Annotated in this window: 14 protein-coding genes and 1 pseudogene; 3 read left to right on the forward strand and 12 right to left on the reverse strand. The window is 75.1% G+C overall.

Features of this window, described 5'->3' with window-relative positions; translation table 11 throughout:
• Positions 1-328: 328 nt before the first annotated feature.
• The 3 genes from ACFVQG_RS32085 to ACFVQG_RS32095 all read right to left on the reverse strand — a co-directional run bounded on the left by ACFVQG_RS32085 (position 329) and on the right by ACFVQG_RS32095 (position 5,937).
• Positions 329-1,603: a PucR family transcriptional regulator gene (locus ACFVQG_RS32085; RefSeq protein ID WP_383390169.1), complete on the reverse strand. Its 1,275-nt coding sequence runs from the start codon at positions 1,601-1,603 to the stop codon at positions 329-331.
• A gap of 143 nt (positions 1,604-1,746) precedes the next feature.
• Positions 1,747-4,788, reverse strand: coding sequence for a LuxR C-terminal-related transcriptional regulator (locus tag ACFVQG_RS32090; RefSeq protein WP_383390172.1), 3,042 nt, complete (start codon positions 4,786-4,788; stop codon positions 1,747-1,749).
• 216 nt (positions 4,789-5,004) lie between these two features.
• Complete coding sequence (locus ACFVQG_RS32095; RefSeq protein ID WP_383390174.1) at positions 5,005-5,937, reverse strand: serine aminopeptidase domain-containing protein; 933 nt, start codon at positions 5,935-5,937, stop codon at positions 5,005-5,007.
• A gap of 257 nt (positions 5,938-6,194) precedes the next feature.
• On the opposite strand from ACFVQG_RS32095, the gene ACFVQG_RS32100 reads away from it, so the two are divergent.
• A complete protein-coding gene (locus ACFVQG_RS32100) occupies positions 6,195-7,082 on the forward strand; it encodes a Gfo/Idh/MocA family protein (RefSeq protein ID WP_383390177.1) in 888 nt (295 codons plus the stop codon).
• A gap of 16 nt (positions 7,083-7,098) precedes the next feature.
• Here the strand turns inward: ACFVQG_RS32100 and ACFVQG_RS32105 are convergent, their stop codons facing one another.
• Positions 7,099-7,983, reverse strand: a complete 885-nt coding sequence (locus tag ACFVQG_RS32105; protein WP_383390179.1) for a GNAT family N-acetyltransferase — start codon at positions 7,981-7,983, stop codon at positions 7,099-7,101.
• 347 nt (positions 7,984-8,330) lie between these two features.
• Between ACFVQG_RS32105 and ACFVQG_RS32110 the strand changes: the two genes are divergently transcribed.
• Positions 8,331-8,537, forward strand: a complete 207-nt coding sequence (locus tag ACFVQG_RS32110; RefSeq protein WP_383390184.1) for a hypothetical protein — start codon at positions 8,331-8,333, stop codon at positions 8,535-8,537.
• Between the two features lie 194 nt (positions 8,538-8,731).
• Here the strand turns inward: ACFVQG_RS32110 and ACFVQG_RS32115 are convergent, their stop codons facing one another.
• The 5 genes and pseudogenes from ACFVQG_RS32115 to ACFVQG_RS32135 all read right to left on the reverse strand — a co-directional run bounded on the left by ACFVQG_RS32115 (position 8,732) and on the right by ACFVQG_RS32135 (position 14,082).
• The gene (locus tag ACFVQG_RS32115; protein ID WP_383390185.1) at positions 8,732-9,223 is read right to left on the reverse strand and encodes a DUF5709 domain-containing protein; all 492 of its coding nucleotides are present in this window, start codon (positions 9,221-9,223) and stop codon (positions 8,732-8,734) included.
• Between the two features lie 86 nt (positions 9,224-9,309).
• On the reverse strand, positions 9,310-10,167 hold the full coding sequence (prcB, locus tag ACFVQG_RS32120) for a proteasome subunit beta (protein WP_383390188.1): 858 nt from the start codon (positions 10,165-10,167) through the stop codon (positions 9,310-9,312).
• 138 nt (positions 10,168-10,305) lie between these two features.
• Positions 10,306-10,978: pseudogene (locus tag ACFVQG_RS32125) on the reverse strand (hypothetical protein); the annotation flags it as partial.
• A 21-nt stretch (positions 10,979-10,999) separates the two neighbouring features.
• On the reverse strand, positions 11,000-13,345 hold the full coding sequence (locus tag ACFVQG_RS32130) for a glycoside hydrolase family 65 protein (protein ID WP_383390191.1): 2,346 nt from the start codon (positions 13,343-13,345) through the stop codon (positions 11,000-11,002).
• On the reverse strand, positions 13,342-14,082 hold the full coding sequence (locus tag ACFVQG_RS32135) for a beta-phosphoglucomutase family hydrolase (RefSeq protein ID WP_383390193.1): 741 nt from the start codon (positions 14,080-14,082) through the stop codon (positions 13,342-13,344). The genes ACFVQG_RS32130 and ACFVQG_RS32135 overlap by 4 nt, the downstream gene beginning before the upstream one ends.
• A gap of 111 nt (positions 14,083-14,193) precedes the next feature.
• Here ACFVQG_RS32135 and ACFVQG_RS32140 point away from each other — a divergent pair, with 111 nt between their 5' ends.
• A complete protein-coding gene (locus tag ACFVQG_RS32140; protein ID WP_383390196.1) occupies positions 14,194-14,880 on the forward strand; it encodes a nucleoside/nucleotide kinase family protein in 687 nt (228 codons plus the stop codon).
• Between the two features lie 12 nt (positions 14,881-14,892).
• Here the strand turns inward: ACFVQG_RS32140 and ppdK are convergent, their stop codons facing one another.
• The 3 genes from ppdK to ACFVQG_RS32155 all read right to left on the reverse strand — a co-directional run bounded on the left by ppdK (position 14,893) and on the right by ACFVQG_RS32155 (position 21,390).
• Positions 14,893-17,577 carry a pyruvate, phosphate dikinase gene (ppdK, locus tag ACFVQG_RS32145; protein ID WP_383390199.1) on the reverse strand — a complete coding sequence of 895 codons (2,685 nt, stop codon included), beginning with the start codon at positions 17,575-17,577 and terminating at the stop codon, positions 14,893-14,895.
• Between the two features lie 13 nt (positions 17,578-17,590).
• The gene (locus ACFVQG_RS32150; protein WP_383390202.1) at positions 17,591-18,487 is read right to left on the reverse strand and encodes a universal stress protein; all 897 of its coding nucleotides are present in this window, start codon (positions 18,485-18,487) and stop codon (positions 17,591-17,593) included.
• Positions 18,488-18,672: 185 nt separating this feature from the next.
• Entirely contained in the window at positions 18,673-21,390 is a 2,718-nt protein-coding gene (locus ACFVQG_RS32155) for a cation-translocating P-type ATPase (RefSeq protein ID WP_383390203.1), read from the reverse strand.
• Positions 21,391-21,456 lie beyond the last annotated feature (66 nt).

Consider the following 21,456-nt stretch of genomic DNA (forward strand, 5'->3'; position numbering starts at 1 on the left):
TGCGGTGCCCTTGTGCGGGTGCCCAGAGGTCCGTGAGCCGTGTCACAGGAGTGGTGTGACCTTCTTGTACGGTCTGCGTGGGGCACGGCGCCGCGTGCGAGAACGTTCCGGTGCGTTCGTTGGGCACGCTGAGGGACCACCTGGGCGTGGGGAGCGGCACGGACGCCGAGCGGGTGCGGGCCGTGTACGTCCGGCACGGGATCCTTGGACCGCGCGGCAGGGAGCGAGGCGTTGTTGCGGCGGGACCGCTGACGGGAGCTGGTCGCGCGGCTGGCCCGGGCCGACGAGGACGTGGCCCGGGCTGTCGCCGTGGAGGGGTGAGCGCCCCTCAGGGCCGGAGCAACCGCCGTGCCGTCAGGGCCAGGGTGATCTCGGCGAGGTCGGAGGGCTTCGCCAGGGAGCGGGCCGTGAGCTGTTCGAAGCGGCGGAGGCGGTTGAGGACGGTGTTGCGGTGGCAGTAGAGGCGGCGGGCCGCGCGCTGGGCGGAGCCGTCGCAGGCCAGCCAGGCGGCGAGGGTGTCCAGGAGGACCTCGCGGTCGGCGGGGTCCATCTGGGCCAGGGGGCCGAGCACGCGGTGGGAGAGGGCGGCGCCCAGTTCGGGTGAGGTGACGATCAGGGCGGCGGGCAGGTGGTCGGCGAGGCGGACGGCGCCGCCGTCCGGGGGGCAGATGGTCAGCGCGGTGTCGGCGAGGCGGCGGGCGTCGCCCACGGCGGCCAGCCCCTCGACGACGCCGCCGATGCCGATCCGCACGCCCGCGGTCGGACCGGTCGGCTCGATCACCGGCTCGGGCAGGTCGCCGTCGCCGACCAGGACGATGCCGTAGTCCGCGTCGGCGCCGGAGTACCAGTGCACGGGCAGGCCCGGCGGTACGGCCGCGGCGCGGGCGTCGGCGCACTGCGCGGGGTGCGCGCCCGCGACGGCCACGACCACGTACCGCCCGCTCTCCGGCAGGTCGAGCACCTCGGCGGCCTCGGGCAGGTCGGCGATGCGGCTGGTGCCGTCGAGCAGGGCGGCGGCCAGCAGCCGTACCCGGTTCTCTCTGCGCCAGGCCAGTTGCCGCTCCACCTGCCGGTAGGACTCGGCGACCAGGGAGCAGTGCTCGTCGACGAAGTTCCACACGTCGGACGCCACATGGACCAGCAGCCGGACGTCCTCGGGCGCGGCCCGGGAGGTCTCCTCGACCAGCCCCTGCCACACCAGGGAGCCGCCCAGCCGGAAGGCGTGCAGCAGGGCGTCGAGCGGTATGCCCTGTTCGGCGCGGCGGGCGCCGATCTTCCAGGTGCAGCGGCGGGCGCCGTCGCGGGCGCCGCGCGGGTCGAGCAGTGAGGCGATGCTGTGCCGCAGCGAGCGGTGCACCTCCTGCCAGGTGTCGACGGGCTCGGTCTCCATGGCGGACCGGTAGGACGGTTCCTCTTCCTGGAGGACCGCCACCAGCCGGTCCGTGAGGTCGGGCAGGCTGTCCTGCAGCACGCGGGCGGCGCGGTGCAGGACGCGGATGGCGTCGGCGTCGATCAGTGACCGGACGGGACGCCCGGCGCGCGGTGGCGGAACGGCGGTCGGTCGAAGGCGGGTCGCCGTTCGTGGCCGTAGTGCTTGTTGCATCGCGGTCCTCCCCCAGGGTCGGTTGCCCGGCGGTGCGGTCGCTCTGGGCCTCCGACCGGTTCCCGGTCGGCCGGGGTGCCCATCACGGTGGCCGGCATCTGACTCTTGCTGCCCCGAAGGATGGCATACCGTCCGGTCGGTCCCTAGGGTTGTGCACCGGTCTTTTCGGACTGCTCCACCAGCCGGGCCAACTCCACCCGGGAACGTACGCCCAGCGCGGCGAAGACATTGCGGAGGTGGTAGTCGACGGTTCGGGTGCTGACGGACAGGGTCCGGGCCACCTCCCGGTTGGTGGCGCCCTCGGCGACGCAGCGCGCGATGCGCCACTGCTGGGGGGTGAGCCGGGACAGTGATCCGCCGCCCGTCCCGCTGGGCGCGGCCCCGTTGGCGCGCAGCTCCTGGCGGGCCTGTTCGGCCCAGACCCCGGCGCCGCAGTGGTCGAAGCCCGCGAGGGCGGCGCCCAGCCGGTCGCGGGCCTCGCGCAGCCTGCGCCGCCGCCGCAGCCACTTGCCGTACAGCAGCTGGGTACGGGCCCGCTCGAAGTCACCGGTCGCCGTCTCGTGCAGGTCGAGGGCGCGCAGGTACAGCTCGTCGGCGTGCTCGGGGGCCGCGAGCAGGGCGTGGCAGCGGGCCAGCTGGGCGGGGGCCTGCGCGTCGGCGCCGAGGGCCGCCCAGAGCGCGAGGTCGGCGACCACGCCCCGGGCGTCGTCCGGGCGTCCGGCGAGCACGGCGGCCTCGACGAAGCAGGGCACGGCGAGCATCCACACCGCGAAGTGGCCGCGCCGGGGGCCGGGCCTGACCAGCGGCCCGAGCCGGTCGGCGGCCTCCAGCGGGCGGCCCCGGCCGAGGTCGGCGCGGGCGGCGGCCCAGTGCGCCAGGGTGGCGGCCTGTGCCAGGCCGTGTCGCCGGGCCGTCGCCAGCGCGGCCGACACATGCCCGGTGACGACGGCCGTCTCGTCCACGATCGACGCCGCCAGGGCGAGTACGGCGTGATGGTGGGCGGCCGTGTTGCGCTGCCCGGCGCGCTGGGCGGCGCGCAGCCCCTCCTCGGCGTGGGTACGGGCCAGGGCGTGGCGTCCGACGCGGAGTTCGGCGTAGGCGAGGTACTCCAGGGCGCGCGGCACGAGCACGTCGGAGCCCCGGGCACGGGCCACCGCCAGCGCCCGCGCCCCCGCCCGGACCGCCGCGGACATGTCACCCAACAGCAGCGCGGCCACCGCCGGTCGCAGCAGCGCCTCGGGCTCCCCGTCGACCGGCGCGAGCGCCACCACACGCCGCAGCGGGGCGGCGGCGAGGTCGAATCGGGCCTCGAGCACGGCACGCATGCCGAGGCGGTAGTCGGAGGCGAGGCTGGCCCCGTCCGCCGCGCCGGGCACGCGCCGCCCCTCACCGGGCGCTTCCGGGCGAGGCCCGGCGTCGGGCTGAGGATGCGGCCGGGCGGCGGTGACCGGCGAGCGCCGCCCCTCGCCAAGCGTCTCAGGACGGGCCTCCGCGCCGGACGCGGGACCAGATGCCGCCACCACATCCGACCACTGCCGCCCCCCACCAAACGCCTCAGCACAGGCCTCCGCGCCGGACGCGGGACCAGACCCCGCCACCACATCCGACCCCTGCCGCCCCTCGCCAAGCGTCTCGGGACGGGCCGCTCCGCCCGGCGCGTGCCGCTCCTCCTCCAACGCCTCCGCACACCCCTCCGCGTCCCCCGCCGCCCAAGCCGCGTCCGCGGCGGACAGTGCGGCGGATGTGGCGAGGGCGGGGTCGGTGCGGGACAGGAGGTCCGCGGCGGACAGCAGGGACTCGCGGGCGTCGGCGACGGGGCCGTCGTAGCGTTCGGCCATGCCGCGGACCAGTTCGGCCCGGCCGCGGACGGCCGCGGGGGCGGCGCCGTGGGGGGCGTCGGCGAGGAGGCGCAGGGCCCAGCGGGGGCGGCCCGCGTGCAGGGCCTGTTCGGCGGCGGCCGTGCAGCTCGCCGCGCGGTGGGCGGCGTCCGCCGTGAGCTGGGCGGCGCGGGTGTGGGCGAGGGCGCGCAGCCGTGGGGAGGCCGGGTCGGCCGCGGCGGACGACAGCTCGGCGGCGATCAGCGGCGCGGGGCCGGTGGTGGCCCAGGCCCGGTGCAGCAGCGCCGGGAGCCGCTGGCCGTCGGCCTCCAGGACCTGGGCGAGCGCCCGGTGCGCGGCGCGCCGCCGGTCCGGCGCGGCCCCGGCCCAGGCGGCCCGGCGCAGCAGGGTCCCGGTGAACCGGAACCGGCCGTCGGCCAGGCCGATCGCGTCGGGCAGCGGGTCGGCGGGCGCGGAGGCGGCGGGCCGTAGGCGCCGTACCGCTCTGATGACCAGGTCGGCGTCCACGGACACGTCGTCGGACTGGTGCAGGGCCGCCGCCGCGGTCAGCAGCAGGTCGGCCGCGGCCGGGGGGAGGCCGCCCAGCACGTCTCCCGCCACCCCGGTCAGCACGGCCGCGTCGGCGAGCGGTCGGGGCAGCGGGCGCCCGCCCACCAGTTCGGCGGGGGCGAGGCGGCGGACCAGGGCCAGCAGCAGCGCGGGGTTGCCCTCGGCCGCCTCCAGGAGTTCCTCACGCACCACGGGATCGACGCCCCCGCCGGTCACCTCGTCCAGCAGCGCCCCGGCGTCCTGCGGTGCCAGCGGGTGCAGTCCCGTCACCGGCAGCCCGGCGAGGTCCCGCTCGGCCGCGCGGTGTCCGGCGATGCCGAGGAGCAGTCCGACCCGGCCCGCGAGGTGCAGTTGCCGGGCGGCGTGGCCGAGGGCGGCGCGTGAGGCGGCGTCCCACAGGTGCGCGTCGTCGACGCAGACCAGCAGCGGGGCGTCGGCGGCGGCGGACGCGAGCGTGTCGAGGAGCGCGCGCACCGGCCGGGCGCCCCCCGCCCCGGCCGCCCCGACCGCGGCCCCCGCGTCCGCCGCCAGGGCCGCCGCCGCGCGGCACAGGGCGTGGGCGGCGGCGTACGACGTGCGGGTGTCGGCCGGGTTCGCGCGGGCGGTGAGGACCCGGCCCGCGTCGAAGGTGCGGGCCGCGTGGTCGAGCAGTGCCGTGCGGCCGAGTCCCGGCTCGCCGGTCACCACGAGGACCGCGCTGTCCGTACGCAGCCGCTCCAACAGCGCGGCCACGGCCCGCCCTTGGGTGCCACGCCCGTACAGCCGGTGGGGCGCTTGCACGGTCGTCGATACGGTCATTCCCGGGAGGTTACGTACAAGTAACCGGGTCCGGAAGCGTCGCGTCCGGGCGCTCGGGCCGCTCATCCCCCGCCCCACCTGCCGTTTTGTACGGCGTCGGCGGAGCAGGTCTGTGCCGCTGCCCAGCCCGGTGGCGCCCCCGCCGGGCTCCGGCACAACGCCGACGGCGGTCGCGCACCGGGCGCGACCGCCGCCGAGGCGACACCGTGGCGGATGTCAGGAGGTGTGCGGGCAGTTGCCCCGGTACTCCTCGATGGTCAGGCTGGGCCGCGGCAGCGGGCACAGGAACTGCTCGTAGCGGGTGTCGTTGTCGATGAACCGCTTCAGCCACGAAATGCTGTACTTCGCGATCGTCGTGTTGTTCGAGTTCGGGGTGAAGTGCGTGGCGCTGTTCAGCTCCAGGTAGGCCTTGTCGAGGGACGACGGCAGGGAGCTGTAGAACGGCTCGGAGTGGCTGGACACCGGGGCGATGGTGTCACCGTCGGCGCCGATGATCAGGGTGGGGGTGCGCACCTCGGGCCAGGTCTTGTCGAGGTTCCACGGGGTGAGCGGGATCGCCGCCTGGAGCGACGGCCGGTCCTTCGCGGCCTCCAGGCTGCCGCCGCCGCCCATGGAGTGGCCCATCACGCCGAGCCTGCTGCTGTCGACGCGGGTGCGCACCGAGCTGCGCTGGGTGAGGTAGTCCAGCGCGGCGAGCAGCTGGTCCCCGCGGGAGTCGGGCTGGTCCACGGTGGTGTTGGTGTCGATGGTGAAGACCACGAAGCCCTGGGAGGCGAGGCGCGGGCCGAGCCATGCGATGGACGACTCGTAGGCGGTGAAGCCGGGCGAGATCACCACGGCGCCGAAGGTGCCGTCGGCGGTGCTGGTCGGGTAGTAGATCGTGCCCCCGCCGAAGCCGGTGACGAGCAGGGACGACACGCTGGTGTCGGAGACGGCGTACGGGCCGCGCAGGGCCTCGATGCTGGAGTTCGTCGGGGCCGGGCCGCGCTCGTAGGGGTTGTCCGCGGCGTGCGCCCCGGGGCTGGTGAGGGTGGAGAGCCCGACGACGGCGGCGATCGCCGCGGCGGCTCCCGCGAGACGGCCCGTCCTGCGGCGGGCGCGGCCGGTGCCGGTGGGGGGTGTGACGCTGGTGTGCGGGTGCTCCTGCACGACTGGTGGTCCTCTCGGTCATTGGCGGGTCGCCCTGCCGCGCGGTCCACTGGGCGTGGAGGGTGCGTGGACCGCGTCCGGCGGGCGCCGCCGACTGGCTGGCCGTGCCAGAGTCGGGGCGGACCGCTCGTGCGGGGACCGGCGAAATCACCGGTGTTGTGCGGGGAGGGTGGTTGCGGACGCGTCCGCCGTGTGTGACACGCTCGCGCTCGGCCGGTGCGGTGGGCGCCGGTGCGGGACCGTGGAGAGGCGACGGCATGCGTATCGGACTGCTGGGCACCGGACCGTGGGCACGGACGGCGCACGCACCGGCCCTGAGCGGGCACGACGGGGTGGAGTTCGCGGGGGTCTGGGGGCGCCGCCCGGAGGCCGCGCGGGAGCTGGCCGACCAGTACGGGGTGCGGGCGTACGACGACGTGGACGAGCTGATCGCCGGGGTGGACGCGGTCGCGGTGGCGCTGCCGCCGGAGGTGCAGGCGGACCTCGCGGCGCGGGCGGCGCGGGCGGGCCGTCATCTGCTGCTGGACAAGCCGCTGGCGCCGACGGTGGCCGAGGGGCGGGCGGTGGTGGAGGCCGTGCGGGAGGCCGGGGTCGCCTCGGTGGTCTTCTTCACCACGCGCTTCCAGCGGGAACCGCGGGCGTGGATCGACGAGCAGGCGGCGGCCGGGGGCTGGTTCACGGCCCGCGCGCAGTGGATGGGCGCGGTGTTCACCACCGACAGCCCCTTCGCCGCGTCGCCGTGGCGGCGGGAGAAGGGGGCGCTGTGGGACGTCGGGCCGCACGCGCTGAGCGTGCTGCTGCCGGTACTCGGCGAGGCCCGCCGCGTGACGGCCGCCGCCCGCGGCCCCCGGGACACCGTCCACCTGGTCCTCGACCACGAGAGCGGCGCCTCCAGCACCCTCACCCTCAGCCTGACCGCCCCGCCCGCCGCGGCGGGCGCCACCGTCGAACTCCGCGGCACGACCGGCGTGACCCAGCTCCCGACCGCCACCGAGTCCCCGGTGGACGCCCTGACCCACGCGGCCGACGCCCTGCGCACCGCCGCCGACACCGGCACCCCACACCCCTGCGACGCGGCGTTCGCACTGCGGGTGACCGAGATACTCGCTGAGGCGGAGAACCTGCTGGAGGAGGCGTCGGCCTAGTCAGGTGAGTCCTCCGTCAGGGACGGAAGTGCACCCTTTCCCGCACCACCGGGAACCCCGCCTTCGTGAAGTGCGCCGCCATCGGGAAGTTCCCCCGGTCGGTCGCCCCGGCGATGAAGGTCGCTCCGTGGTCGGCGAGGAAGTGGGTGCACTCGGCGAGGAGGTCGTAGGCGTAGCCGTGGCCGCGCTGTTCCGGGAGGACGCCGATGAAGCCGATGCAGGGGCCCGAGGGGTTGTGGGCGGGGATGTGGATGCCCACGGGTGCGCCGTCGGGGGTGCGGGCGACCTGCCACCACTCGCGCGGGGACGGGCACCAGTGGAAGAAGTCGAGTTCCTCCCGTGCCGCCAGGTCGACGCCGCCCTTCTCGATGGCGAGCAGGGCGTGGGCGTCGAGGGTGGCGGAGTGGATGCGGCGCAGGGCGTCGAGGAAGACCTCGTCGTCCGGTTCGGCCTCGTAGACGAGGCGGGTGGGCCGGGCGGGCAGGCCGTGCTCCGGTGTCCAGCGGTACAGGAAGCGTTCGACGAGGAGTTCGTACCCCGCCGACCGGGCGGCGGCGAAGCGGGTCTCGGCGGCGGCGCGGGTCTCGGGGCGCTCGCGCCAGCCGCTGGGCAGCGTCAGTTCCAGCTCGACCCGCCAGGGGACGCCGCGCAGCAGTTCCGCGCCCGCCTCCGCCTCGCCCTCGGCGACGTCGAACCAGTTGACGTTGACGGGCTCGGTGTCGTCGGGGCCGCCCCACCAGGCGGCGCGGGCGACCACCCGGCCGTCGCGCAGGGCGACGCGCCGCCAGTCGGGGCGGTACCGGGTCCTGCGGTGGGTCTCCTGGTGGCCCAGGGGGTCGGGAAGCGCGTCGAACAGGGTCGCGTCACTGTCGTCGAGTGCGCGGATGACCAGGTCGGTCATGGATCCTCCGGGATGCGGGGAGCGCTCCCGGGTCAGAGACGGTACGCCGGGGCAACGGGAAGGGAGCGCTGGGAAGGTGTCAAAGGCGTCAAGTGTGTTGCTCGCACGGCGCTGCCCTCCCTTCGTGATCTCGGGGCGTGGAGGGGACGTTACGCGGCGTCCCGTTGGCCGTCCAGCGGTTTTTTTCGGGCCCGCAGCGGTACTCCTGCCTGCACCGGAACCCGTCCCGGCGAGCGGCACCCCGGGGTGCGGGATTGCAGGGCGGGCTCACGGGGTGAATCGTGAGTTAACGGACCCGATGACAGCAGCGGGACCGAAGCAGCGACCCGGACCGAGGAGCACAGATCATGTCTACGTCACAGTCCGGCGCGTCCCAGCCCTCCCAGGACCGCGCCACCCCCGACGCCCTGCTCCACATCCGCCCCGGCACCGATGTGTCGGCCGAGGACGTGGTGCTCGCGTCCGGCAAGGACCTGACCCCGCGCACCCTGGAGTGGGCCGAGCGGAAGCTGGCGGCCGAAGGCCCCGCGGCGCTGGACAAGCTGCTGCCGTAGCGGCGTACACAAACCATGGGCCTGCCGCCGTAGCGGCGTACACCAAGCACGGGCCCGCCGCCGCACCGGCGTACACCGACCACGGGCCCGCCGCCGCAGCCGCGTACACCAACCACGGGCCCGCCGCCGCAGCCGCGTACACAAAGCAAGCGCGGGGACGCCGCACGGGCGGCGCCCCCGCGGCGGAGGGTGGTTCAGTCGCGCGGGGACGTCATGTCGTCGTCGGTGACGTGGACGGCGGCCTCCTCGGCGCCCGCCGCGCCCCCGTCGACACCCACGTCCTCGGCGACCTCTTCCTTGGTGGTGTCGGAGCGCAGGCCCTCGTCCGGGGCGACCAGGCGTCCGGCACGCTCGCCGCCCGCCTCCGGATCGACGGGCTCCCCCTCGCCGTCCGGCAGATCACCGATGCCGTCACCGGCGGGCCCGCCCACGTCGGGGACCTCCTGGGCGAGCCGTTCGTCGAGGGTCTCGCCGTCGTGCTGCTCGGCGGCGGTGGTGCCGTGCTTGGTGACACCGAGCGGCTTCTCCGGCGGGGAGTAGCCCTCGTCCAGGATCTCGTCGTAGTCCCGTTCGTCGACGGCGTCCTGGAGGTCCAGGGGCGCGGCGTCCTGCTGTTCCTCGTTGGTCCCTGTGGGCTGGTACACGTCGTCCCCCATCGGTTCGGGGTTCGTGCGGTCCGTGCCCATGGCTGCCTCCCTGTGGCGTCGCGTCCCGGTGATCCCCTTCCGCGTATCCCGTTCCGTGACGGCCAACCTCCCGGGCGGCCGGGTGCTCAGGGTGCGGCGTTCGGACCGTCCGGGCGGCTGCGGCGCTGCGCGACCATCTCCTGGCTGAGCTGGGCCGTCTCCGGCTCGGGCAGCCGCTCGAAGCCGTCCTCGGTGATCACGGAGACGATGGGGAAGATCCGCCGGGAGAGGTCCGGGCCGCCGGTGGCGGAGTCGTCGTCGGCGGCGTCGTACAGGGCGTGCAGCGCGGCGAGGGCCGCCTCGCGCCGGGGCATGCCCGCCCGGTACAGCTTCTTCAGCGCGCCACGGGCGTACGGGGAGCCGGAGCCCTCGGCGTGGAAGGCCGACTTCTCGTAGGCGCCGCCCGCCACGTCGTAGGCGAAGATGCGGCCCCTCCTGCCCTCGGGGGCCTTGGGGTCGTATCCGGCGAGCAGCGGGACGACGGCGAGGCCCTGCATGGCCTGGCCGAGGTTCTGCCGCAGCAGGCCCGCCAGCCGGGTCGCCTTGGCGCCGAAGGTCATCGGGGTGCCCTCGATCTTCTCGAAGTGCGCCAGCTCGACCTGGTAGAGCTTCACCATGTCGAGGGCGAGACCGACGCTCCCGGCGAAGGCGACGGCCGTGTGGTCGTCGGCGGGGTGGACCTTCTCCAGGTCGCGTTGGGCTATGAGGTTGCCCATGGTGGCCCTGCGGTCCCCGGCGATCAGTACGCCGTCCCGGTAGGCGAGGGCGAGGACGGTGGTGCCGTGCGGGAACCGGCCGGGCTCGGCGCGGACGCCGTCGGGGAACGGGCGCCGGGTGGGCAGCAGTTCGGGGCGGTGCGCCGCGAGGAAGTCGGTGAAGGACGAGGTGCCGGGGGTGAAGAACTCCTCCCCCAGTCGGCCGCCGTCGCGCTCGTCGCCCGCCATCGTGTTCCCCCTCTGCTCCGGTCCGACATCCGAGTCCTACCTGAGGCGGCGGGACGCGAAACGCCCCGCGCGTCACTCGGGTGCGGCCGGGGCGACGTACGCGCGCAGTCCGTCCAGGTCGTGGGCGGGCCAGGTACGGGCGTAGGCGGGCGGCAGGAAGCGGGGGGCCGCGTAGCCGATCAGGAACAGGTACGGCACGGCGGCCGTGGTGGCGCAGGCCAGCGGGAGGAGGGTGCGCTCGGTGCGGTGGGCCCGGGCCGCGATCAGCAGGCCGAGCGCGGCCAGTGGGGGCAGGGGCGTACCACCAGAGGGTGACCGGCGGATGGGGCGCCGGAACGTCGCAGGGCCAGCACCGCGGCGCCTCCCGCGGCGCCTCCCGCGACGCCCCACGGGCGGGCCCACAGGAAGCTGCCGACGCAGAGCGGGGTGGCCACGGCGACCCAGTGGTTGGGCATGGCCTGGGGGCCGTGGAAGAGGGTGATCCACAAGGTGGCGAGGAGGGCGCCCGCGGTGGCGAGGACGCGGGGTGGGAAGAGGCCGCCCCCCAGGCGCGCAGGGCGAGGTAGAGGGAGAGGTGGAAGAGGACGGCGAGGTAGACGCGCAGGAGGGCGGTGGACGACGACCAGGACGCGACCGGCGCCGCCAGGAGGAGTCGGGCGGCGGTGAACGCGGCGGCCACGGCGGCGGGCGCGCTGCCGGTGGCGCTGGCGGCGTGGGCCATGGTCCGGTCGCCTCCCCTGCCGTTCGCGGGTCTCCGGTGCCTCCACGGCTGTCCGGGCCGGGGAGGCTGAAGCCGGAGAAAGCAGGTCAGAACTACCCCGGTCGACCGGGTTCAGCGGACGGTGGGGCCGCGGTGTGGGGGCTGTTCCGGCGCCGGACGGTAGGCCGGTGGCGGGACGTCGCGGACGGCGGGGTCGTCGGGGCGTACGGTCACGGGCGTGCCGTGGTGCTGGATGGTCAGGGGGTCGCCGGTCAGCAGGGTGTACGTGGCCTTGTCCGGGGCGATCTCCACGCGCAGCCGTCGGCCGAGGAACTGGAGGGTGAAGGCGAGACGGCTGATCCGCTCCGGCAGCCGGGGCGCGAAGCCGAGGGCGGCGCCCTCGCGGCGCATGCCGCCGAACCCGGCGACCAGGGCCATCCAGGTCCCGGCCAGTGAGGCGATGTGCAGTCCGTCGCGGGTGTTGTGCTCCAGGTCCTCCAGGTCCATCAACGCGGCCTCGGCCGTGTAGTCGTGGGCGAGGCGCAGATGTCCGGCCTGGGCGGCGACGACGGCCTGGACGCATGCCGACAGGGAGGAGTCGCGGACGGTCAGCGGCTCGTAGTAGGCGAAGTTGCGGGCGATGTGCTCCTCGTCGAAGTGGGTGTGGCAGGTGTACATGGCGAGGACCAGGTCGGCCTGTTTGACGACCTGCTTGCGGTAGAGGTCGAAGTACGGGAAGTGCAGCATCAGCGGGTACTGCTCGGCCCGGGTGCCCTCGAAGTCCCAGCGCTGGTAGCGGGTGAAGCCCGCGTGCTGCTCGTGGACGCCGAGTTCGTGGTTGTAGGGGATGTGCACGGCCTTGGCCGCGTCCCGCCAGGCGGCGCTCTCCTCGTCGTCGGCGCCGAGCCGGGCCGCCTGTTCCGGGTACCGCTCGACGGCGTCGGCGGCGGCGAGCAGGTTCGCCCGGGCCATCAGGTTGGTGTAGGTGTTGTCGTCGGCGATCGCGCTGTACTCGTCGGGGCCGGTGACGCCGTTGACGTGGAAGACGCCGTGGTGGTCGTGGTGGCCCAGCGAGCGCCACAGCCGGGCCGTCTCGACGAGCAGTTCCACGCCCGTGTCGCGTTCGAAGTCGGTGTCGCCGGTCGCCGTGACGTAGCGCACCACCGCGTCCGCGATGTCGGCGTTGACGTGGAAGGCGGCGGTGCCCGCGGGCCAGTACGCCGAGCCCTCCGAGCCCTCGATGGTGCGCCAGGGGAACGCGGCGCCGCGCAGCCCGAGTTGGGCGGCGCGCTCGCGGGCGGCGGGCAGGGTGGACTGCCGCCAGCGCAGCGCCTCGGCGACCGCGCCCGGGGAGATGTGGGTGAGCAGGGGCAGGACGAAGGTCTCGGTGTCCCAGAAGGCGTGGCCGTCGTAGCCGGAGCCGGTCAGGCCCTTCGCGGGGATGGCGCGGCCCTCGGCGCGGGCGCCCGCCTGGAGGACGTGGAAGAGGGCGAAGCGGACGGCCTGCTGGATCTCCTCGTCGCCGTCGACCTCGACGTCCGCGCGCGCCCAGAAGTCGTCGAGGTAGGCGCGCTGTTCGTCCAGCAGTCCCGGCCAGCCGCTGTGCGCCGCCGCCGCGAGCGCCGCCTCGGCCTGGTCGCTCATCGCGGGCCGGGACCGGTTGGCGGACCAGCCGTGCGCGACGAGCTTCTCCACCCGCAGCCGCTGACCGGGCTCCAGCACCGAGGTGACGGTCAGCCGGGCCACGTCCACGTTGCTCTCGCTGCTGGTCGTGGTGCGGTCGGGGCCGGTGACGACGTGGTCGGCGGCGACCGCGACCCGCAGTCCGCTGTGCCGGGTGCGGTGCACCAGGCGCAGCCGGGGGCCCGCGGTGTGGTGCTCCTCGGGTTCCAGGGGTGACTTCAGGGCGCGGGCCTGACGGGGGTCGCCGTTGTTCGGTTCGGGCAGCGACTCGTTGGTGACCAGCTCCGACTGGATGACCACGCGGGCCGGGCGGCCGACGGGTTCCACCTCGTACGCCACCGCGGCGATCGCCCGCTGGGTGAGCGAGACCAGCCGGGTGGAGCGGACCCGGACCGTCGTTCCGGCCGGGGAGGTCCACTCGCAGACCCGTTCCAGGACGCCCCGGCGCAGGTCGAGGACGCGTTCGTGGCTGACGAGACGCCCGTAGCGCAGGTCGAAGGGCTCGTCGTCGACGAGGAGCCGCAGCACCTTGCCGTTGGTGACGTTGATGACGGTCTGCCCGGACTCCGGATAGCCGTACCCGGCCTCGGCGTACGGCAGCGGGTGCACCTCGTGGACGCCGTTGAGGTAGCTGCCGGGCAGCCCGTGGGGTTCGCCCTCGTCGAGGTTGCCGCGCCAGCCGACGTGGCCGTTGGAGAGGGCGAACACGGACTCGCTCTGGGCGAGGACGTCGAGGTTGAGGGAGGTCTCGCGCACCGTCCAGGGCTCGACGGCGTACGACCGCTGCGTTATCACTCCTCGCCTCCCAGCTCGGCGAGGTCCGTGACGACGACGTCGGCGCCGTGCGCGTAGAGCGCGTCGGACTGTCCCGCGCGGTCGACGCCGACGACGTAGCCGAAGCCGCCCGCGCGGCCCGCGTCCATGCCCGCGAGGGCGTCCTCGAAGACGGCCGACTGCCGTGCGGTGACGCCGAGGTCGTGGGCGGCGGCGAGGAAGGTGTCGGGGCGCGGCTTGCCCGGCAGGTTCCGCTCCCGGGCGGTCACCCCGTCGACGCGTACGTCGAAGAGGTGCTCGGCGTCGATGGAGCGCAGCACGTCGAGGGTGTTGGCGCTGGAGGAGACGATCGCGGTGCGCAGGCCCCGGGCGCGGGCGGCGTCGATGTAGCGCAGGGTGCCGTCGTAGGGCTCGGCGCCCTGGGTGCGGAGCTTCGCCAGGAGCAGTTCGTTCTTGCGGTTGCCGACGCCGTGGACGGTCGCCGCGTCGGGTGGGTCGTCGGGGGCGCCGTCCGGCAGGTGGATGCCGCGGGAGGCGAGGAAGGTGCGTACGCCGTCGGCGCGCGGGCGCCCGTCGACGTACTCGTCGTAGTCGTGGTGCGCGTCGAACGGCCGGAACTCCGCGCCGTCGCGGGCCCGCAGGAACGCGTCGAACGTCTCCTTCCAGGCGGCGGCGTGGACGACGGCCGTCTTGGTGACGACGCCGTCCAGATCGAAGAGACAGGCCAGGATGCCTTCGGGCAGACCGAGATCCTTCATAGAGGACACCGTTCCCCGCGAGTGGGCCTTCAGTAAATGGTGCAGGCCACATGGGGCGCACTTGTGGACATACGCGCCCGGGGGCGCGCGGCGGCTGAGACACTCGGCCGTGTGCACGGTGACGACCAGGGCGCGCCCCTGACCTCGGAGGATCTGCTGGACCGGGCCCGCGCGCTCACCGGGGGCGGGCGGCGTCGGGCGCTCCTCGGCATCGCGGGCAGCCCCGGCGCGGGCAAGTCGACGCTCGCGGAGCATCTGGTGCGGGAGCTGAACGGCGGCGGTGAGCCCTGGGTGGCGCACGTGCCGATGGACGGTTTCCATCTGGCCGACGCCGAGTTGGCGCGGCTCGGCCGCCTCGGCCGCAAGGGCGCGCCGGACACCTTCGACGCGGGCGGGTACGCGGCGCTGCTGCGGCGGCTGCGCGAGGAGCCCGCAGAGCCCGGGGAGACGGTGTACGCGCCCGGCTTCGAGCGGGTGCTCGAACAGCCGCTCGCCGGGGCGATCCCGGTGGCGCCGTCGGTGCGGCTGGTGGTGACGGAGGGCAACTACCTGCTGCTGGACACGGGCGCGTGGCGGCGGGTACGGGCGTCGCTGGACGAGGTGTGGTTCTGCGAGCTGGCGGAGGACGAACGCGTCCGCCGCCTCGTCGCCCGGCACGAGGAGTTCGGCAAGGCGCGCGAGGCGGCGGTCGCGTGGGTGCTCGGCAGCGACCAGCGCAACGCCGAGTTGGTCGCGACGACGCGGGAGCGGGCGGATCTGGTGGTGCCGGTGCGGGCGATGCCCGCACCGGCACCCTAGGGACCACCCGGGTCAGCGGGTGTCGCTCGTCTCCGTCCCGGTGAGGGAGGCGCGGCCCGCCTCCAGCCGGGCCGCGGGGATCCGGAAGGGCGAGCAGGACACGTAGTCGAGCCCTGCCCGGTGGAAGAAGTGGATCGACTCGGGGTCTCCGCCGTGCTCGCCGCACACGCCGGTCTCCAGGCCGGGGTTGGCGGCGCGGCCGGACTCGACGCCCATCTCGACCAGCCTGCCCACGCCTTCCTGGTCGATCGTCTCGAACGGCGAGCTGTCGAAGACGCCCTCCTCCAGGTAGAGCGGGACGAAGGAGGCCTCGGCGTCGTCGCGGGACAGGCCCCAGGTGGTCTGGGTGAGGTCGTTGGTGCCGAAGGAGAAGAAGTCGGCGACCTCGGCGATGCGCCCGGCGGTGAGCGCGGCGCGCGGCAGCTCGATCATGGTGCCGATCGGCAGGTCCATCCGCTCACCGGTCTCGGCCGCGACCTCGGCGAGCACCCGCTCGGTCTCCGTGCGCACCAGCCGCAGCTCGCCGACCGTCCCTACCAGCGGGATCATGATCTCGGCCCGCGGGTCGCCGCCGTCGCGCCGCCGCTGGGCGACGGCCTCGGCGATCGCCCTGACCTGCATGGCCACCAGGCCCGGCACCGCGAGGGCGAGGCGCACCCCGCGCAGGCCCAGCATCGGGTTCTGCTCGTGCATCCGCTCGACGGCCGCGAGGAGTGCCCGGTCGTGCGGGTCGGGGTGCACGGCGGTGGCCAGCCGTACGGCCAGCTCGGTGCGGTCGGGCAGGAACTCGTGCAGCGGCGGGTCGAGCAGCCGGATCGTCACCGGCAGCCCGTCCATCGCGGCCAGGATGCCGGTGAAGTCGTCCCGCTGCAGGGGCAGCAGGGCGCTCAGCGCGGCCTCCCGGGCGGCGTCGTCGCGGGCCAGGATCATCGCCTCGACCAGCGTCCTGCGCTCGCCGAGGAACATGTGCTCGGTGCGGCACAGCCCGATGCCCTGGGCGCCCAGGGCGCGGGCGCGGACGGCGTCCTCGGGGGTGTCGGCGTTGGCGCGAACTTCCATGCGGCGTACGGAGTCGGCGTGCCGGAGGGCGTCCAGGACGGCCTCCGTCACCGCGCTGGCGGCCTCGCCGGTCTCCAGCGCCTGGCCCACCTCGGAGGCGGTCAGCGGGAGCGCGCCGAGGTGCACGGTGCCCGCGGTGCCGTCGACGGAGACGGTGTCGCCCTCGTGCACGACCATGCCGGAGGCGGTGGTGAGGCGGCGGGCGACGGGGTCGACGGTGAGCGACTCGGCGCCGCACACACAGACCTTGCCCATGCCGCGGGCGACGACGGCGGCGTGGCTGGTCTTGCCGCCGCGGCTGGTCAGCACGGCCTGCGCGGCGATCATGCCGGGCAGGTCGTCGGGGGTGGTCTCCCGGCGCACCAGGACGACCTGCTCACCGGCCGCCGCGCGCTGCTGTGCCGTGGCGGAGTCGAAGACGACGGCGCCGACGGCGGCGCCGGGTGAGGCGGGCACGCCGCGGGCCAGCGGCACGTCGTCGGGGCGGACCTCGAAGCGCGGGAACATCAGCCGGGTCAGGGCCTCGCCGTCGACCCGGACCAGCGCCTCGTCGGCGCTGATCGCACCCTCGTCGCGCAGGTCGTGGGCGATGCGGAAGGCGGCCTGCGCGGTGCGCTTGCCGACGCGGGTCTGGAGGATCCACAGCCTGCCGCGCTCGACGGTGAACTCTACGTCGCACAGGTCGCGGTAGTGGTTCTCCAGGGTGCGCAGGTGGTCGCCGAGTTCCAGGTACGACTTCGCGTCGAGCCGCTTCAGCTCCGCGAGCGGGACGGCGTCGCGGACGCCGGAGACGACGTCCTCGCCCTGCGCGTCGGGCAGGTAGTCGCCGTACATGCCGCGGTCGCCGGTGGCCGGGTCGCGGGTGAAGGCCACTCCGGTGCCGGAGTCGGCGCCGAGGTTGCCGAAGACCATCGCCTGGACGTTGACGGCGGTGCCGAGGTCCTCGGAGATGTGCTCCCGGTGGCGGTAGACGCGGGCGCGTTCGCCGTTCCAGGAGTCGAAGACCGCGCGGACGGCGCGGCCCAGCTGCTCGGCCGGGTCCTGCGGGAACTCCTCGCCGGTCTCGCGGCGGATGATCTCCTTGAACTCCTCGGTGAGGGTGTGCAGTTCACCGACGTCGAGGTCCTGGTCGGCGGCGACGGCGAGCTTCTCGCGGTGGGCGGCGATGGCGTCCTGGAAGAGGTCGCCGTCCACACCCATCACCGTATGGCCGAACATCTGCACGAGCCTGCGGTAGGAGTCCCAGGCGAACCGCTCCCGCCCGGAGGCCTTGGCCAGCCCGGTGACCGAGTCGTCGTTGAGGCCGATGTCGAGGATCGTCTCCATCATCCCCGGCATGGAGAAGCGGGCGCCGGAGCGCACGGACACCAGCAGCGGGTCGTCGGGGGCGCCGAGCGTGCGGCCCATCGCCCGCTCCAGACCGGCCAGCGCGTCGGCGATCTGCGCGGCCAGCTCCGGGGGCTCCTCGCCGGTGGTCAGGAAGGTGCGGCACGCCTCGGTGGTGACGGTGAACCCGGGGGGCACCGGCAGTCCGAGGCGGGTCATCTCGCCGAGCCCGGCGCCCTTCCCGCCGAGCAGGGCGGCCATGTCCCGGCCACCCTCGCCGAATGCGTACACGTACTTGAGCGGTGCGTTCATCTCCGGTGGCCTCTCACTTGTGCGGGACGACGGCGACGGGGCAGCTGACGTGGTGGACGGCGGCGTGGGTGACGGGGCCGGTGCGCGGGCCTATCGGGCGGTCGGTGAGCCGGTGGCCGACGACCAGCAGGCTCGCCTCGGAGGCGGCGCGCACCAGGGCGGTCGCGGGCTTCTCCCGGACCACCGTCTCCAGCACGGGTACCTCGGAATACTTGTCCCGCCACACGCGCAGTACGGCGGACAGGAAGCCCTGCCACTCCTCGGCCCGGTAGGGGTCGTCGACCAGCGCGACGTCGCCCGGCCCGAGGCCGAACGCGGAGGGCTGCTGCCAGGCGTGCACCACGCGCAGCCGGGCGTCGCGCAGCCGGGCGGCCTCGAAGGCGAACTCGATCACCTCGTCGCAGGCCTCCCTGACGTCGAGGCCGAGGACCACGTCCCGATAGGGGGTACGGGTGCTGGCGCTGCCGTCGGGGGCCGGGACGTGCGAGTCCCCGGCCTGCTCGTCGGCCCGCACCAGGACGACGGGGGTGGTCGCGCGGGCGATCACGCCGAGGGCGACCGAGCCGACCAGGAAGCCGGTGAAGCCGCTCAGCCCGCGCGAGCCGAGGACCAGCAGGTCCGCCCGGTCCGACGCCGTCAGCAGCGCCCCGGTCGCCGGTCCCGGCACTTGTTCGTCGTCATGGCGCACTTCGGGGCAGGTCTCGACGACGCGTTCCTCCGCGCGGCGCAGCGCGCGCCGGGCGAGATGACGCAGCGCCGCGTCGGACGACTCACCTCGGCGGGGGAACCCGTCCCGGGCGTGGACGAGCCTGAGCCCGCACCCACGGCGCTCGGCCTCCCTCGCGGCCCACTCGGCCGCGGCCAGGCTCTCCGGGGATCCGTCGACTCCGGCGACTACGGGCGGAAGCATGCGGCACACCTCCTGTGCTCGGTCCGCTCTCTCCCCCACAGCCTCCCGCCCGGAAACGGCCCGGGGCATGGGTCGGCCGGGGTGTCCGGGGGGACCGTTCGGCCCCGTTAATCCCGGCCCCGGAACGCCGGGGAGCCGGGCCCCTGGGGGACCCGGCTCATCGGGTACGGCGGTGCGGGCGGCCGTCAGCCGTCCCGCCCCCGCACCCGCCGCAGCGCCGGACCGGCCCACCTCCACAGCAGCTCGGCCAGCACCACCGTGGACGCCGTGCCGAGGCACGCCAGCCACTGGGCGGCCGTCAGCGGCACGGTGCCGAAGACCGTGCGGGCCCACGGCAGATGGACGGCGGCCACCTGGACGGCCAGCACCCCGGCGAGGCACAGCCACAGGGTGCGGTTGCGCAGCTGGTGGCGGCCGAGGACGGGGCCGTCGTCGGCGCGGGCGTTGAGGGCGTTGAAGAGCTGGAACAGCACGAAGGTGGTGAACGCCATGGTCAGGGCGGTCTCCGCGCCGGTCCGCTCGCGGGCCAGGGCGAGCAGGGCCACGGTGCCGAGGGCCATGACCGCACCGGCCCGGCCGATGGCGAGCATGCGCCGCATGTCCAGGATGCGTTCGCGCGGGTCGCGGGGCGGATGGCGCATCACGTCGTCGCGGGCCGGGTCGACGGCCAGCGCCATGGCGGGCGGCCCGTCCATGATGATGTTGATCCACAGCAGTTGGGCGGCGGTGAGCGGCGCGGGCAGCCCGGCGAGCGAGGCGACCAGCAGGGTCAGGATGGCGCCGATGTTGGTGGCCAGCTGGAAGCGGACGAACTTCACGATGTTGGCGTAGATGGCCCGCCCCTCGCGCACCGCCCGCACGATCGTCGCGAAGTCGTCGTCGGTGAGGACCATGTCGGCGGCCTCCTTGGCCACGTCGGTCCCGGTGACGCCCATGGCCACCCCGATGTGCGCGGCGCGCAGCGCGGCGGCGTCGTTCACCCCGTCGCCGGTCATCGCGACGATGTGGCCGCGCCCGGAGAGGGCGCGGACGATGGCGGCCTTGTGCTCGGGGGCGACCCGGGCGAAGACGCCGATGCCGTCGACGCGCTCGGCGAGTTCCGCCTCCGTCATCCGGTCCAGGTCGGCGCCGGTCACCACCTCGCCGGGGATGTCCAGCTCCCGGGCGATGGCCGCCGCGGTGTCCGCGTGGTCGCCGGTGATCATCTTCACGGCCACCCCCGCCGACCGGCACAGCGCCATGGCCTCCTTCGCCGCCGGGCGGGGCGGGTCCGCGATCCCGGCGACCGCGGTCAGGGTCAGCGGGGGAAGACGGGGCGGATCGGCGACCGCCCCGTCCAGCACGGCGGTGGCAGCGCCCAGGACGCGCAGCCCGGCGCCGCCCAGCCGCGCGGTCACCCCGACGACCTCCGCGCGGCGCCGCTCGTCCAGCGGCTGGGTGCCGTCCTCGGTGCGGACGCTGCCGCACAGGTCGAGCAGGACGTCCACGGCGCCCTTCACCTGGACGTGGGTCCGGCCGTCGGCGGCGGTGTGGAAGGTGGCCATGTACTTGGTCGCGGCGTCGAACGGCAGCTCGGCCGTGCGCGGCGACCGGGCGCGCAGCCCGTCGGCGTCCAGCCCTGCCTTGGCGGCCAGCACCACCAGCGCGGCCTCCGTGGGGTCGCCGAGGAAGCCGTCGCCGGTGAGGCGGGCGTCGTTGCACAGCGCGAACGGCAGCAGCGCCTCGCCCAGTTCCGCGCCCTCGGGGCGGACGGCGCCCGCCGTGCCGTAGCCCTCGCCGGTGACGTCGTAGTGCCGTCCGCCCGCCCACAGGGAGCGCGCCGTCATCTCGTTGAGGGTGAGGGTGCCGGTCTTGTCGCTGCACACGACGGTCGCCGCGCCGAGCGACTCCACCGAGGCGAGCCGCTTGACGACGGCCCCGCGGCGGGCCATCCGGTACACGCCGAGCGCCAGGGTCAGCGCCAGTACGGCGGGCAGGCCCTCGGGGATGGCGGCGACGGCGAGGGCGACGGCCCGCAGCGCGATGTCCGCCAGCGACTCGCCGCGCACCAGGGCGCTGAGGGCGTAGAGGACGACCGCGACGCCGCTGAGCAGGGCGAGACGGCGGCCGAGGCTGTCGAGCTGGACCTGGAGCGGGCTCGGCGGTTCGGCGCCGGTGCGCAGGGCCTCGGCGATGGTGCCGAGTTCGGTGCGCATCCCGGTGGCGGTGACGACCATCTCGGCACGGCCCCGGGTCAGCGCGGTGTTCATGAGCAGCATGCCGGTGCGCTCGGCGAGCGGGGCCGGACCGTCACCGGCCGGTGCGACCGCGGCCGTGCTCTTGGCGACGGGCTGGGACTCGCCGGTCAGGGCCGCCTCCGCGACCTCCACCGACTCGGCGACGGTCAGCCGCCCGTCGGCCGGTACCCGGTCTCCGGCCTCCAGCAGCACCACGTCGCCGGGGACCAGCGTGTCCGCCTCGGTCTCCTGCTCCACGCCGTCGCGGCGGACCCGGGCGGTCGGTACGAGCATCCGGCGCAGCGCCTCCAGGCTGCGCTCGGCGCGCCGCTCCTGCGCGTAGCCGAGTACGGCGTTGATCTGGACGACGACGAGGATCACCGCGGCGTCCTTGAGGTCGCCGATGGCGCCCGCGACCACGGCGGCCAGCAGCAGGATGCCGATGAGCCAGTTGCGGAACTGGTCGAGGAACCGCAGCCACTCGGGCCGCCGGGCGGGTTCGGCGAGCCGGTTCGGCCCGTGCACGGCCGCGCGTTCGGCGGCCTGGCGGGTGCCGAGGCCCACCGCCGGGTCGACGCCGAGGCCGTCCGCGACCCGGTCGGGCGGCAGCCGGTAGGCGTCCGGGACCGGCGGTGCGGTCTGGTCGCGCGTCGGCGCCTGGGCGCCCACCACAGCCGGGCCACTCATCGCTGTTCTCCCCTCCGCGGGCCGGGGCGCCCGGCACCGCACACCTTCCACCTCACCCCCGCCGCG

Source organism: Streptomyces sp. NPDC057877, assembly GCF_042796855.1.
GTDB lineage: Bacteria > Actinomycetota > Actinomycetes > Streptomycetales > Streptomycetaceae > Streptomyces.

What these genes read in the sequence shown, in the direction of transcription:
- ppdK (WP_383390199.1), bottom strand. Translation starts at nt 17,577, where the DNA reads ATGAACGCACCGCTCAAGTACGTGTACGCATTCGGCGAGGGTGGCCGG.
- ACFVQG_RS32105 (WP_383390179.1), bottom strand. Translation starts at nt 7,983, where the DNA reads ATGACCGACCTGGTCATCCGCGCACTCGACGACAGTGACGCGACCCTG.
- ACFVQG_RS32085 (WP_383390169.1), bottom strand. Translation starts at nt 1,603, where the DNA reads ATGCAACAAGCACTACGGCCACGAACGGCGACCCGCCTTCGACCGACC.
- ACFVQG_RS32150 (WP_383390202.1), bottom strand. Translation starts at nt 18,487, where the DNA reads ATGCTTCCGCCCGTAGTCGCCGGAGTCGACGGATCCCCGGAGAGCCTG.
- ACFVQG_RS32100 (WP_383390177.1), top strand. Translation starts at nt 6,195, where the DNA reads ATGCGTATCGGACTGCTGGGCACCGGACCGTGGGCACGGACGGCGCAC.
- ACFVQG_RS32155 (WP_383390203.1), bottom strand. Translation starts at nt 21,390, where the DNA reads ATGAGTGGCCCGGCTGTGGTGGGCGCCCAGGCGCCGACGCGCGACCAG.
- ACFVQG_RS32090 (WP_383390172.1), bottom strand. Translation starts at nt 4,788, where the DNA reads ATGACCGTATCGACGACCGTGCAAGCGCCCCACCGGCTGTACGGGCGT.
- prcB (WP_383390188.1), bottom strand. Translation starts at nt 10,167, where the DNA reads ATGGCGGGCGACGAGCGCGACGGCGGCCGACTGGGGGAGGAGTTCTTC.
- ACFVQG_RS32115 (WP_383390185.1), bottom strand. Translation starts at nt 9,223, where the DNA reads ATGGGCACGGACCGCACGAACCCCGAACCGATGGGGGACGACGTGTAC.
- ACFVQG_RS32110 (WP_383390184.1), top strand. Translation starts at nt 8,331, where the DNA reads ATGTCTACGTCACAGTCCGGCGCGTCCCAGCCCTCCCAGGACCGCGCC.
- ACFVQG_RS32135 (WP_383390193.1), bottom strand. Translation starts at nt 14,082, where the DNA reads ATGAAGGATCTCGGTCTGCCCGAAGGCATCCTGGCCTGTCTCTTCGAT.